At 35.5% G+C, this 14,967-nt stretch carries 11 protein-coding genes; 4 read left to right on the top strand and 7 right to left on the bottom strand.

Going from position 1 to position 14,967, the window contains the following annotated elements:
* Window positions 1-254 precede the first annotated feature (254 nt).
* The 4 genes from IRZ80_RS09500 (at window position 255) to IRZ80_RS09485 (ending at window position 6,675) form a co-directional block, all read left to right on the top strand.
* On the top strand, window positions 255-1,460 hold the full coding sequence (locus IRZ80_RS09500; protein WP_194641324.1) for a hypothetical protein: 1,206 nt from the start codon (window positions 255-257) through the stop codon (window positions 1,458-1,460).
* A 69-nt stretch (window positions 1,461-1,529) separates the two neighbouring features.
* Entirely contained in the window at window positions 1,530-2,006 is a 477-nt protein-coding gene (locus tag IRZ80_RS09495; protein WP_228520856.1) for a hypothetical protein, read from the top strand.
* 53 nt (window positions 2,007-2,059) lie between these two features.
* Window positions 2,060-5,209, top strand: a complete 3,150-nt coding sequence (locus IRZ80_RS09490) for a SusC/RagA family TonB-linked outer membrane protein (protein WP_194641322.1) — start codon at window positions 2,060-2,062, stop codon at window positions 5,207-5,209.
* Window positions 5,210-5,226: 17 nt separating this feature from the next.
* The gene (locus tag IRZ80_RS09485) at window positions 5,227-6,675 is read left to right on the top strand and encodes a RagB/SusD family nutrient uptake outer membrane protein (protein ID WP_194641321.1); all 1,449 of its coding nucleotides are present in this window, start codon (window positions 5,227-5,229) and stop codon (window positions 6,673-6,675) included.
* A gap of 452 nt (window positions 6,676-7,127) precedes the next feature.
* On the opposite strand, the gene IRZ80_RS09480 is transcribed toward IRZ80_RS09485, so the two are convergent.
* The 7 genes from IRZ80_RS09480 to IRZ80_RS09450 all read right to left on the bottom strand — a co-directional run bounded on the left by IRZ80_RS09480 (window position 7,128) and on the right by IRZ80_RS09450 (window position 14,888).
* Entirely contained in the window at window positions 7,128-9,206 is a 2,079-nt protein-coding gene (locus IRZ80_RS09480) for a thioredoxin domain-containing protein (protein ID WP_317174751.1), read from the bottom strand.
* A gap of 240 nt (window positions 9,207-9,446) precedes the next feature.
* Window positions 9,447-10,145, bottom strand: a complete 699-nt coding sequence (locus IRZ80_RS09475; protein WP_194641319.1) for a DUF1826 domain-containing protein — start codon at window positions 10,143-10,145, stop codon at window positions 9,447-9,449.
* 238 nt (window positions 10,146-10,383) lie between these two features.
* On the bottom strand, window positions 10,384-10,641 hold the full coding sequence (locus IRZ80_RS09470; protein ID WP_194641318.1) for a DUF6952 family protein: 258 nt from the start codon (window positions 10,639-10,641) through the stop codon (window positions 10,384-10,386).
* 104 nt (window positions 10,642-10,745) lie between these two features.
* Window positions 10,746-11,054, bottom strand: coding sequence for a thioredoxin family protein (locus IRZ80_RS09465; RefSeq protein WP_194641317.1), 309 nt, complete (start codon window positions 11,052-11,054; stop codon window positions 10,746-10,748).
* Between the two features lie 154 nt (window positions 11,055-11,208).
* On the bottom strand, window positions 11,209-11,847 hold the full coding sequence (locus IRZ80_RS09460) for a peroxiredoxin (RefSeq protein WP_194641316.1): 639 nt from the start codon (window positions 11,845-11,847) through the stop codon (window positions 11,209-11,211).
* A 121-nt stretch (window positions 11,848-11,968) separates the two neighbouring features.
* Entirely contained in the window at window positions 11,969-13,600 is a 1,632-nt protein-coding gene (locus IRZ80_RS09455; protein WP_228520855.1) for a glycoside hydrolase family 3 protein, read from the bottom strand.
* Window positions 13,578-14,888 (bottom strand): MFS transporter, encoded by a 1,311-nt coding sequence (locus IRZ80_RS09450; protein ID WP_194641315.1) that lies wholly within the window; start codon window positions 14,886-14,888, stop codon window positions 13,578-13,580. Before IRZ80_RS09450 ends, IRZ80_RS09455 begins: the two co-directional genes overlap by 23 nt.
* Window positions 14,889-14,967: the final 79 nt, after the last annotated feature.

Raw genomic sequence — 14,967 nt, 5'->3', positions numbered from 1 at the left:
TAAAAAAATCTAAAATTTCATTCTCAAATATTGTTTCATCAGTTTTTGAAAACAATCAAGGCGGGTATTTTATGAATTAGAAAAATCAATCCATCATTTATGTCTTATGGGACGAATCAGAATTTATAAAAAACTGATTTGCAATTCTGTTTGGCAGTAATCAATACAAATATTTTGAGCTTTTTTATTGTAATGACTTTCTATAACTAAAATAGATATATCAATATTTATGCTCGTTCAAAATAAAACAAATCATGAAAAAAATTGATTCATTTTATACCGCATTCATTTTTATAATATTCATTTTAACTGCTTTTCAAACAGAAATAATTACTGCTCAGGGCTGTGTGGCAGTCCGGCAGATGGGCGGGCTTTATATGAATTCTGCCAGTTCTTATAATTTAGACAAAGGCGAATTTCAAGTAGGAACAAATTACCGTTATTTTCATTCCTGGAGGCATTTTATAGGTAAAGAAGAACAATTGGAGCGTCAGACGACAGGCGGCGGACATGATGCAAATGGAGTAGAGCAGGGCAATGCCGTAAACATTTATTCACATGCTGTAGATTTTAATTTTTCTTATGGAATAAGCAATAGAATCCAGATAAATGCCACTTTGCCTTATGTACACAATGAGCGCTCTCAGGTGCTGAGACAAACAAGCCCTGTAAAAGATACTATAAGGTACAGCGTTTATGCCCAGGGTTTTGCAGATGCAAGGCTTAGTCTAAATTACTGGTTTTTTGATCCAAAAACGGCTCATAAGGGAAATGTAATGTTAGGACTGGGATTGAAATTAAATACAGGAAGTCATGAGGAAATGGATGAAGCACCACAAGCTGACGGAACAACAAAAAGTGTGATAATGGATCAGGCTATTCAGCCTGGTGATGGCGGAGTTGGAATTTCGTCTGAGGTTCAGGTATTCAGACAATTAACAGGACGTCTTTACGGATTTGCAAATGGATATTATTTATTCAATCCAAAGGAATCAAACGGCACATTTAAATCAGCACCAAAAGCTGGTTTAGAAGGATATGAAATTTATGCCTGTCCCGACCAGTATTTTGCAAGAGCAGGATTATCTGCTGCAATTGATAAAAAAGAAAATTTTAATGTTTCGCTGGCAGGAAGAATCGAAGGTATTCCTGCATATGATGCTTTTGGAGGTCAGGTCGCTTATCGCCGTCCGGGATATGTTATAGCAGTAGAGTATGGTTTTTCATATCACATAGGGAAGCACACTTTGAGTTTATTCATTCCTTATAATATCGTAAAAAACCGCATTCAGAGTGCTGCAGATATTGCCAGCCAGGATCTGCAGAATTCTGTAATCACTAATCCTGCCAAGTATGTTCATGTACAGGGAGATGCCGCTTTCGCAGATTATTCTATAAATCTAGGATATTCCTATAGATTTAAATTGGGTAAAAAAATGACCGTAATGATGCCTAAATAGTTACTATTAAAAATTTTGAAACAGATGAAAACTATTTTTAATTCTTTCTATTTTTTATTAAGTAAAAAAATGGAAAAACACAGTATTAACTTGATGCGTATTGCTCTTGCGATTGTCTATATCTGGTTTGGTGCTTTGAAAATCTTCGGATTGAGCCCGGCAGGTGACTTAGTAGAGAAAACCGTTTTTTGGTTCAGACCAGAAATTTTTATTCCGATTCTTGGAATATGTGAAGTCCTGATTGGATTTGGGTTATTGATAAAAAGAATGATTCCGCTGACAATAATTTTTTTATTAGTGCATATGTCTGCAACCCTTTTTCCTTTTTTTATTTTAAAATCCAGCTGTTTTGACGGTTTCCCTTATGAACCGACTTTGGTTGGCCAATACATTATCAAAAACATTGTTTTGGTTGCGGGAGCGCTCGTTATTGCGGGAAAATATAATGAAGATTATTATGCAGAAATGAATTTTAAAAAAAGAATAAAAAATTCTGCAGCAAATGAAAACATTTCAACAAAGTATATTACCGATATAATAAAATGATAATTACAATTAATCCCCAAATCAGATTTTAATTTTTAATCAAAATATACAATATGTTACCAGAAAAATATATAAAATTACTGTTCTGTTTTCTCTTTTTGCTTACTGCACAGTCGTATGCGCAGCAGCAAAATTTGAAAGGGATAATAGTAGATGCCAAAACCAATTTGCCATTGGGCGGAGTGACGGTTAAGTCGGATGCTGAAGAAGTTACCGCCAATGAAAATGGTGAATTCGTTATTCAAAATCCAAAATTACCAATTACATTAAAATTGAGTTATATCGGATATAAAACACAGAAAATTGTGGTTCAGTCTTTTGATTTATTAACAATAAAATTGATTAATGACTCCAGTCAATTAGATGAAGTCCTTATTTCAAGCGGGTATTTGACCCAAAGAAAATCGGAGTTTTCGGGTTCAGTATCAACAGTTTCAGCAAAACAACTGCAAAATAGACCTGCCGCCAGTTTCGATCAATTATTGGGAGGACAAGGAACAGGAATAGATGTTATTCAGTCTTCGGCTGTACTCAATAATACGCCTGTTATCCGTGTCCGCGGTTTAAACACTATTACTTCAGGTCTTTTTCCTTTAATTGTTGTTGATGGAGTAGCCGTTTTTTCCGGTTCTTTAGGAGGATTTATTGGGAATAATCCATTGTCAGCGATTAATCCAAATGACATACAGTCTATAGATGTTTTGAAAGATGCTTCGGCAGCAGCAATTTACGGTTCCAGAGCTACTAATGGTGTTATGGTGATTACTACCAAAAAAGGTAAAAAAGGAGCAACAAGATTTAATTATAATAGCTGGTACAGCAGAAGCACGCCTTATAATTTGCCCGAATTATTGAATGCAGAAGATTATACCGCCATAAAAAATGAAGCTTTGGTCAATGCAGGAAAAGCGCCAGGTTTTTTCCTGTCAAAAAATCCGGATGGAAGTACAGTAGACACAAGCTGGTATGATGTTGCCTATGAACCGGGTTTATCGAGTAATCATAATATAAATATCTCAGGAGCAAATGAATCAACACAGTATTATTTTTCGGCAGACTACAGCAATCAAAATAGTTTTATAAAAAACAATACGTTTCAAAACTATATGGCACGATTAAACATTGGTCATGAAATTAATAAATACATTCGCGCTGGTGTTAATTTTTCTTATAGTAACGCCAAAAATGTAGGTCCAAATACTGGAGCCGTTGCTGGGAACACTATGTCGGCTTCTACTTACAATACAGAATATATTACCAATGAACCTTTGGGAAGAATGACCTATGTTTTGCCTCCTAATGTTCCTGTTTACAAACCAGATGGTTCTTATAGCATTCAAAACGGAATAAGTGTGGGTTACGGAAACAATATTCCATCCATTATTGGAACTATCAATGCCTACAATCTTGCAATGGTACAGGTTCTTGATTTAACAACTTCAGTGAGTAAATCCATTTTAGGAAATATCTACGGTGAGTTTGATATTTTGAAAAATTTGACTTTCAGAACTAGTTTTGGATTGAACAATATTGGCGTTGAGAACAAATTATTTTTAAACCCAACCCACGGCGGCGGGTATGCCTATAATGGTGTAGCAACAAACATAGAAACCGATCTTCTAAGAACCGATTGGGTAAATACACTTACTTATAAAGCTTCTTTAAAAGAGAACCACAATTTTGTAATGCTTTTGGGTTATGAGCGCATCAAAACGACGGTGGATAGCTGGGGAGCTTCGCAAAGTAATATAACTGACCCTTATTATACCAATTATCAAGGGAGTTATGCCAATATATCTCCAATAGGGAATGTATTAATGGAAAATGCCTTATTGTCTTATTTTACCAACCTAAACTACAATTACAAGAACAAATATTTTTTGAGTCTGAATTATAGAATCGATGGACTTTCCGCTTTATCTGAGGGAAATAAATATGGTGATTTTGGAGGAGGAGCTTTGAGCTGGAATGTTTTTGAAGAGTCTTTCTATAAAAATTCCGGTATTACTAAATACATTGATAAATTCAAAATCAGAACGAGTTACGGTATTGTTGGAAACAGCGAAATAGGCAATTATCCATCAATAGGAACTTATGATTCTTCTACTTATGCGGGGACTCCTACCTTGGGATATTCACAAACTGCTAATCCCAATTTAAAATGGGAAACCAGTTCAAAATTTGATTTAGGAATCAATTTTATACTTTTAAATAATCGTATTTCAGTCGAAATGGATTATTACAAAAACACCATAAAAGATTTAATTCTTAAAGCACCGCAGTCTCTTTCGGCTGGAATTCCAAACAATTACATCAATGAAAATGTTGGGGGAATGTACAATACTGGTTATGAGTTGGGTGTAAATGCTCTTGTTGTCAGTTCAAAAGATTTTGGTTGGAACTTAAATTTAAATCTTTCGACACTCAAAAACGAGGTAACTTCTTTGGTAAATGATGTTTTTGTTCCCAGCGTATTTGGAGTGCAAAACATGACAAGGGTAGGGTACTCAGTAGGTTCTATTTTCGCTGTTCCTTCTCATGGTGTAAATCCTGCTAACGGTCAGATGATTTTTGTAAACAGTGAAGGAAAGGAAGTTCAATACAATCATATTGGTTCTCCAAAATGGACTTATCTTGATGGATCAGCAGCTCCTGCGATAGACAATTACAAAGATGGAAGAATGCAGGGTTCGTCACTGCCTAAGGTTTTTGGCGGATTCAATAATACATTCAATTATAAGAATTTTGTTTTGGGAGTTAATTTGACTTTTTCAGAAGGAAATCAGCTCTACAATGGGACTAGAGCAACAATTTCGGATCAGCGTTATTTTAACAACGGAACTTTTATCAAAAACAGATGGACAACACCCGGTCAGATTACCGATATTCAGAAATTGTATTATGGGGACAATGTTTCGGCTGGATTTTCATTTTCGAGTACTTCCAAAGTGGAAGATGGCTCTTATCTGAAATTCAAAAATGTTTCTTTGGGTTACAATGTACCTGTTAAAGAGACTTTCTTGAAAAATGCTTTTACTTCGGTCTATGTTTATCTGCAGGGAAATAACCTGTATACGTTTACCAAATATAGAGGTTCGGATCCAGAGGTTTCCATCAACGGGAATTCTATCAATTCTGGGAAAGATCAAAACGTGCCGCCCAATGCACAGGTTTATACAGTTGGTTTAAATGTTGGGTTTTAATTTTAAAAGTATACAAAATGAAAAAATATATTCTAATCAGTTTGTTCTTTCTTGTGGCGATGACAGCCTGCAATGATGATATATTGGACACCGTTCCTGAGACAAGCATCCCAGAAGAAGCAGCATATAGTACACCTGGCAAAATTTTGGCACAGACCAATAATTTGTACAAACAGTTACAGAATCAAAATTATTACGGAGGAAGATTCATTATTTTTAATGAACAGAGAGCCGATCAGTTTGGGCAGAATGACGGTAATGCAGCAACAGGATCAGCTGTGTGGAATCAAAATGTGGCTTCGACAAATGATTTTGTAAACAATGTTTGGTCAGTTTGTTATACCGCTATAAATGCTTCTAATATTTTAATTAGCAAGCTGAACGGCACAACAGTAGTTTCAGAAGTATTGGCAAAAAACTACATAGCCGAAGCTAAATTCATCCGCGCTTTCTCTTACTTTAGTCTGATTCAGACGTATGCCAAACCATATAATTTGGACAAAAACGGATTGGGTTTACCATTGCGTCTGACGCCTATTACCACATCAGGGAACAATGATTTGGCGCGCAGTTCTATTGATGTTATTTATACCCAGATTCTAAAAGATTTGGATGAGGCCGAAATTGATCTTCCTATTGAATATACAACTCCGCTGTTAAATGTTTCCAGAGCCAAAAAAAGTACGGCAATAGCATTGAAAATCAGAGTGTATCTGGTGCAGGCCAATTATGATAAAGTGCTTGTGGAGTCTCAGAAAATAGTATCCGCAACAGCTCCTTTTCAATATAAGGCTGGAAATTTAACGCATAAACTCGAAGCTAATTTCGCTGTAATTTTTGGAGGAAGTTATACGGGAACAGAAGCTGTTTTCAGTATCCCTTTTGCGAATACCACAACCGAAACTCCTGCTTCTCAGTATGCATTGGCATTTAACTATCTGGCACAGCCAATTATATTTTTGACAGCAGCTGGCATTTCAAGTGATCCGGCCTTGAATTCAAGTGACGATGCTCGTTCGGGTTTGATTGGTATCAATTCAGCAAATCAAAAAGTGCTGAAAAAATTCAGTATTACAACTGCTCCGTTTCGTGACTATGTGCCGGTGATTCGATATGCCGAAATTTTATTGAATTACGCCGAAGCTGCTGCCAATAAGAATGATTTAGCTGCTGCGACAGCTTTATTGAAAGCGGTTAGAAATAGATCTAATCCGAGTTATGTATTTTCAAATGCTGAGGTTGGCACCAAAGATGCATTGCTGGCTTCGATATGGAAAGAAAGAGATATTGAACTTTTAGGCGAAGGTTTCAGACTAATGGATTTGCAGAGAAGACTACAAACTTTGCCGGCCAAAAAAGGGTCTATTGGTACAGCTCCATTGGTTTTGGTATCAAGCAGCAATTATATCTGGCCAATTCCTAGCGGCGAGATTTCAGCCAATAAATTGACGGTGCCTAATCCCTAAAGATATAATAAAACTTAAATTAAATTAAAATCTATAAAAATCAGCCATTAATTAATAAAGAAGTATTGGAGGAAAAGAATCAGTAGTTTGGGCTGTTTTATATATGTAAATGATATAAAATAGTTGTCTTTACTTTAAAAAAAGGGGAAGTGTAAGCCTGGCAGTTATTTTTTCTGCTGGGCTTTGCTTTTACTGTTATTTAGAAATATAAAATAATCCAATTTTACGTCTTCCTTTGTAGCCGCTATCTGGAAACACATCTAAAAAATAGAACACAGATTGAACGAATTTAAACAGATAGGATTCGTATATTCAAAGCTGACTATTTTTTTAGTACTAATTTTTTACGCATAAAGAATCCGTGTCATCTGTTCAATCTGTGTTATAATTTAACGCATAGCTATTTGTCCACACGACAGTCTTTGGAGAAGGCTAGGATTGAGCTTGAATTTTTAATACTGCAGTTTTGAAACTGCTTTTATAACATCAGTTTCTGGGAGTTTGCAGGCTCCTTCTACACAAATATAGATGTAGGTTTCATTTGGCATAAATCGGTCTTCCATGATGGGTAAACTGCTTTCTTTGGCTGATCCGGCAATCAGAATATTTGGCAGATAGTACGTTTGTAAGGTGTTAATTTTTGACAATGCTTCTTTTCCTGATACGGCAACTTCAAAATAATTTCCGGTGTAATTTATCATTAAGTTCAGCCAGTTGTAGTATTCTGTTGGAGATTTTACAGCATCATCAGCTACATTATGAAGCATTTGTCTGGCTGTTTTAGAATACAAAGCATTAGAATAATAATGTCCCAGAAGAAATAGATTTTGTGCAAAAACCGAGTTGGATGCCGGAATGACATCATCTCTTACTTCCATTTTTCGTGCAATCAGATTTTTAGAGCTGTTGGAAGTAAAATAAAGCATACTGGTTTTTTTATCGAGAAAATGGCGTAATGAATAATCAGTAAGTTCTTTGGCTTTTGTCAGCCATTTTTCGTCTAAAGTGATTTGATAAACAGCAATAAATGCATCAATAACATTTGCATAGTCTTCTGAAAAACCATTGATACTGCTTTTTCCGTCTTTATAGCTATGGTATAAACTGCCGTCTTTTTGGATTTGATTATTGAATAGGAACGAAGCATTTTTTATTGCTATTTCTTTATAATGCGGGTTTTTAAAACTGCGGTATGCATTAGTATATCCTTTTATCATTAAAGCATTCCAAGACGTTAGGGTTTTGTCATCAAGATGCGGACGAGATCTTTTTTCCCTTTGCTGTAAAAGAGTCTGTTTCCAGTTTTTGAGTTTAGTATTAAGTTCGATTATTGATATATTGTTTTCTTTTGCAAAATCAATATCTGATTGGGTTTTAAATAAGATGTATTTATTGTTTTCCCATAATCCGGTGGCATTGATATTGTAATACTTTTGAAAAAGCGTAAAATCGGATTTCAATATTTTCTGAAGTTCCGCTTTTTCCCAAGTGTAGTAGGCACCTTCTTCTAATTTGCCTGATTTGTTTCTGCTGTCAGCATCGATTGAAGAGTAAAATGCTCCATTGGAAGCCATCAGTTCCCGTTCTACAAAAGTAAGGGTTTCATCAGCCTTCTTTTTATACAATTCATTTTTGGTCACAAGATATGCATCCGAGTATAAGCTAACGAGCTGTGCATTATCATAAAGCATTTTTTCAAAATGAGGAATATGCCATTTTGAATCTACTGTGTATCTGTAAAAACCTCCGCCGATAGGGTCGTTAATCCCCCCGTTTGCCATATTTGTTAATGTTGTATTAAGATATTTTTGCAATTGCTTATCATTGTTTTGAACACTGTAACGCAATAAAAAGGGCAGTGCTTTTGGCATCGGAAATTTAGAATCACTTACTAAACCCCCATATTGAAAATCCAGTACTTCTTTCCAGTTTTTTACAGCTGTATTTACATTCGAAGCTTTAAAATCAATTGCATTAGTATTCAATTGAATCAGATCTGATTTTTTAATTCCTTCGATTAATTTGTCTGCATAGGATATTACTTTTTGAGGATTATTTTTGTATAAAGCAGCAATGTCGGTCAGCATTTTTGTCCATTCCTGTTTGGTAAAATAAGTGCCTCCAAAAATAGGACGTCCGTCAGGAAGTGCGATGCAGTTTAATGGCCATCCGCCTTTACCAGTCATCAGCTGTACCGCATTCATGTATATTTGGTCTATATCCGGACGCTCTTCTCTGTCCACTTTTATGCTGATGAAATTATCATTCATCAATTTGGCTACCGAATCATTTTCAAAACTTTCTTTTTCCATGACGTGGCACCAATGACAGGCAGAGTAGCCGACAGAGATGATAATCAGTTTGTTCTCAGATTTGGCTTTTGCCAGGCTTTTGGTATTCCAGGCCGTCCAGTTTACAGGATTGTGGGCATGCTGTAAAAGATAGGGACTTGATTCATTTATTAATTCATTTGTATGTTTGAACTGCTGTTTTTCTGCTGTTTTTTGATTACAGCTAATAAAAAAAAACACTGACAATAAAAGTAAAAGCTGACGAAGCATAGTATATTTGAAATTGAATTTTTATTAGGAATAACTAATATAAAGTATTTTCAGCTGTTACTGCTTATTTTTAAAAATATTTTCTAGTGCAAATAAAAACAATCCAAATAGCATTTTACAGATTTAAAATGGAGATCCTAAAATAAAATCCATATACAATAAAAGAATTCTCTAGTCAGATTACTCATTGAAAGAATAATATATACTGTTTTAGCAAATCAGCAGCAGACGGTTTTCTCCTTCATTCTCTACGGGGGCTCTATGAATACAGGCTGCGACCTGCTGTTCGGGATGATCTACCGCTAGACGCCAAAGATGTCTTAATCCTAAATTAACAGGTGATGCATTGGGTTTCGCCTGATAGTGCAGATCAAAATAATTTTCTTCCAGAAAGCTTTCAAAATCCTCGGATGATTCATCGTGCAGTTCTTTCAGCTTTTTCCGAATTTCAGGAATCAGAATTTTTTGTTCTGCCTGGTCATTCGAAATAATATCGCTTGCCACTCCGTGATAGGTACACAAAAATGTATCCGTTGCGATGGGTGACCGGTCAACATGGAACGAATACACATCAGTAGAGATAAAATCAAATTCATGATCCCGTTCGTAGCATTTAAGTAAATTAAGAGAAGGAGAAGCTCCGAAATCGGTTAATAACTGTAAATCATTTAAAATAATTTCCCTTGCTTTATTTCCCTGATCGGATAGTTGAAGTGCCAGTAAATCTTCAGAAGAAACCGCAGTTATATTTTCTTTTAGCTGCAGTTTTTCTGCAATCTCTTTAAAATCGCCTTCCAGTTCTCTAAACCAGCACAGGGCATTCATTTCTCCCTTAAAATCGGTATTAACAAGTTCCAAAAAAGTGTTTGCAATACCTATTTGACCGCTGTTAGAAAATATATTATTCATTAGTTGATTGTTAAGAAGCTAGTTGCTTCATCATTGCAAAAATAGGGAATTGCATAGAGCTGCAGAGTTATAATTGTTTTTACTTTACAAAACCAATATTATTTTCAATTGAAGTGTTTTCAGGAAGGCTCAGGCTTGCCAGTGTTATATAGAATAAATGGAGCCATTTCCTTTTAGTACTGAATAAAAAAAACACGTTCGGTAAAAGAACGTGTTTTTTGAAATGCGGATGATCTTTTTATTTGTCGATAGACCCTAAAACCCGTTTCATAAACGCATTAAGGGCTTCTTTTTTGTCAGTTCCCTGCTGTATCATTTTGTGAACTTCTAGGGCGCCGTACATATTCGAAATTAATTCGCCTATAACATCTAATTCCTCGTCTTTCAATGAAGGGATTTCAGTCATGGCTTCCAGTACTTCGATGGTTTCGATGAGGTAATCCTGATCGTTTTCTTCGATGAATTGGGTTAAGTGTTTTATTACGGGTAGCTTCATGTTTTGTTGTTTATTTGTTTAATCGTTTATGCGTTAATTCGTTTATTCTTTTGTCAATGATTTATTAGTACATTAAACGAATCAACGATTGACCGACTTAACGGTTAAACTATCTCATTAACCAATTCGATCAAAACTTCCTGCTTATTGGTTTGGGTTTCGTTTACTAATTTTCCGTTTACAAAAGTGGCAAATGTAGGCAGGTTGCTAACGTTAGCCAGTTTTCTTGATTCAGGAAAATTTTCAGCATCAACCAAAACAAATGAAATACTTTCGTTTTCTGAAGCTAGTTTTTTGAATTTTGGTTTCATGATTCTGCAGTTACCGCACCATGAAGCCGAAAATTGAACTACCACTTTCTCATTCTGAGCTACTACGGTTCCTAATGTATCTTCGTTTAATTCGATTAACATGTTTTTTGAGTTTCTAAGTTACTAAGTTTCTGAGCTTCTAAGTTTTTGATTATTCATGTCTTAGTGACTTGGAAAATCAAAAACTCAGAATTTTTGCTTATGTTTTTAAATCTTAGCGACTTGGAAACTTAGCGACTCAGAAACTTAAAAAAAATTAGTTTAGACTTAAATATTCTGCAGTACTTTTTCTGTCAGCATTCATCGCTTCTTTACCAGCTTCCCAGTTTGCAGGGCAAACTTCACCTTTGGTCTGTATGTGCGTGTAAGCGTCAACCATTCTTAAATATTCGTTTACGTTACGTCCTAATGGCATATCGTTTACGCTTTCGTGGAAGATTTTTCCAGTTTCATCGATTAGGTAAGTAGCTCTGTAAGTTACGTTTGAGCCTTCAATGATTACTGAATCAGTATCTTCACTGTAGCTTGTAGATTCGATATCAAGAATTCCTAAAATGTTAGCTAAGTTTCTGTTAGTATCTGCAAGAATTGGATACGTTACACCTTCGATTCCTCCATTGTTTTTTGGTGTGTTTAACCAAGCAAAGTGAACTTCGTTTGTATCGCAAGAAGCTCCGATTACAATTGTGTTTCTTTTTTCAAATTCCGGTAAAGCAGCCTGGAAAGCGTGTAATTCTGTTGGACATACAAAAGTGAAATCTTTTGGGTACCAAAACAAAAGTACTTTTTTGTTGTTTTTTACAGCTTCTTCGAAGATGTTGATTTTTAAATTATCACCCATTTCTGAGATAGCATCTACTGCAATACTTGGGAATTTTTTACCTACTAATGACATATTTATTAATTTTAGTTATTTAAATTTTTATTGGTGCAAATATAAGGCTGACACTCAGTGATAATGAATAAGTTTTTATTATAAATATTTATAAAGCAATAACTCTTGATTATTGCATGTTTTAAACGCCTGTAATCGAAACTGGTAAGATTCCTTTTCCTTTTTTATCTTCCAATAATTGTTCGGCTGCACTTATTTGAAATTCATTAAAATCCTGATACATCTCTACAATTCCAATAGTTTTTTCCAAATTTGGAATCACTTGTAAAGCATATGGATTTCCAAAAACATAAAGCACACATTTTTTGGTTTCAAATAATTCACTTAAAAATGCCAAAACAGTATCTTCTAAATCAAATTTATTAAGCGGTTTTGCTTTTGGGATAAATAATGAAATGAGTATGGTGTCAAATGAAGCCAGATCTTTTTTTATAGTTGTTTCTATTAAATCGGCTGCGTTTTCAACAGCATATTCAGGAGCTGGTAAAACCGTTGCCAAAGTTTTAAAGAAAGAATTATTAATCGATTTATAAATGCTTAATTTAGCAAGACGCTCTCTGTTTTTGGCATCAAAAAGAAGTATAGAACTATTTTTATCTTTGATTTCGGTAATGCAGTAGTCAGCAATTTTACGATTCAATTGTGAGCTGATCTCAAAATCAAAATTCTGGACTGCGGCTGAATCTGTGTCAAAAAGACCTGCTTTTTGTTTGCATTTCATGATACGGTCCAAACTAGCATCAATACGTTCAGGTGAAGCATTTTTTAGAATCTCCTGAATGCCTTCGGCTACGTTTTCGGCAAAGCAGAGCACATCATTTCCAGCGTTAAAAGCTTCCCATTCCAGCTGGCCTTTTACATCATACAATTTAGAAACGCTGTGCATGTTCAAAGCATCTGAAATAACTAGACCATCATATCCCAAACGCTCGCGTAAAAGAGACTCGATAATGTTTTTTGATAATGTAGCCGATGTTTCTTTTCCATCATTCAATGCGGGAACAGCCAAATGGCCTATCATAATAGAATCGACCTGATTTTCTATTCCTTTTATGAAAGGGACTAATTCATTTTCGAGTAGCTGTCCTAAATTTTCTTCTAGAACTGGCAGTCCCAAATGTGAATCGACACTCGTATTTCCATGTCCGGGAAAGTGTTTTAAACATCCCAAAATGCCCACGTCAGACATACCGCGGAGATATTCTAATGCGTACTGAGCCACTTTTTCTTTGTTGGAACCAAAAGAGCGATACCCGATTACAGGATTATGAGGGTTATTGTTAATATCTGCCAAAGGAGCCAGATTATAATGAATCCCCGCCGATTTTAAGTCTAGTCCAATTTGTTTTCCTACTTCATATACCAGATCTTTTTTTCTTTCAGGCAGTGCGCCAAGAGTAATGGCATAAGGATATTGCGGTGTTTTTTCGACACGCATGGCTAAGCCCCATTCGGCATCGATGCTCATTAGTAGGGGAGTAGATGCGCATTTTTGGTAACGAACAATCAGGTCTTTCAAACGCTGAAAGCTATCGTCGTTAAATTCTACTTTTTTCTTAGACTCATAATTGGTAGCAGCACTGGCCCGGCTGTGAAAAAATGTCAGTCCGCCAATGTTGTATTCTTTTATTAAACGCTCCATTTCCTGAATATTTTCTTCAGTGTCGTTGATAAAAACGGCAGGAAAAAAGAATTGTCCTATTTTTTGTTCTAGTGTCATTGTCTGCATATTAAGCTTCTGTTTTCTTTCCATAATCTTTTGGAAAAACTAAAAATCGAGATAGGATTATACCTGGAATAGTGGCTAATAATACCCAGATAAAAAAGTTGCCATAGCCCAAATATTGCTGGATATAACCGCTTAGCATGCCGGGAAGCATCATTCCCAATGCCATAAATCCAGTTGCAATAGCATAGTGAGATGTTTTAGATTCTCCCTCAGCTACATAAATTAAGTACATCATAAAACCAGAAAACCCAAAACCATACCCGAATTGCTCAATGATTACTACAGCACAAGTATAGGCATTAAGCGATGAATCTATTGCAAAATATTTTAAATTCAAATGTACATAGATGAGCTCATCTGGCTGAAAATGGGCCAGCATTACAAATCCAATAATGGGCAGATGCATAATCAGTATCATAGGCAATAGCCATTTAGTCAATCCATGTCTGGAAATCGCAATACCGCCAAAAATACCGCCAATAGTAAGTGCAATAAGCCCAAAAGTGCCATAAATGATTCCGACATCTTCGGTTCTTAAACCCATGCCGCCAATAGCAGTTTTATCTACTAGAAAAGGAGTAAGCATTTTCAGCAGCTGCGATTCTCCTAAACGGAACAAAAGAATGAAAGCAAGGACTATTCCGATTTGTTTCTTCTTGAAAAAACTGGCAAAAACAGTGGCGAAGTTTTTTTCTTCCTCTTTTCCTTCCGCAATAGGCAGCTCCGTTTTTGGAGTAGCAAAATAGTTGTAAATCGTTAAAAAACACATTACCAATCCAACAAAAATCATTGTATAGGACCACGCTTGCTTATTATCACCAAATTGATCTTCCAGATAGCCAGCCAATAGAATAACTAATCCATTTCCAGTGAGCATCGACGCTCTGTAAAAAGTACTTCGGATTCCCAAAAAGAAAGACTGCTGCTCTTTTTCCAAAGCAAGCAGATAAAATCCATCACTCGCCACGTCATTAGAAGCCGAAGCAAAAGCAGCGACCCAAAAAACAGCTAAGCTCAAGATGAAAAAATGGCTGGTTGGAATAATAAAACCTACAATTAGAAAGGCAATTGAAATAAATAACTGCATCGCTAGAAACCATTTTCGCTTAGTTCCGTGCAGATCTATAAATGGACTCCATAAAGGTTTTATAACCCAAGGCAAATACAATAAGCTGGTATAAAGCCCGATGTCTTCATTGCTTATTCCTAAATTTTTGTACATCAATACCGAAACGGAAATTATAATCACATACGGAAATCCCGAAGCAAAATTCAATAGCGGAATCCAATACCAAGGCTTGTTGTCTTTCATTATTTAGGGAGGTTTTTAATTGTTTTGTTTAAGGTTTAATTGTTTAAGGTTTAATTGTTTAAAGTTTAAAATTGTTTAA

Origin of the sequence: Flavobacterium sp. HJJ (assembly GCF_015351475.1) — a bacterium.
Taxonomy (GTDB): Bacteria; Bacteroidota; Bacteroidia; order Flavobacteriales; family Flavobacteriaceae; genus Flavobacterium; species Flavobacterium marginilacus.
The sequence above is the reverse complement of the archived record's forward strand: the minus strand, read 5'-3'. Positions and strand labels throughout refer to the sequence as shown.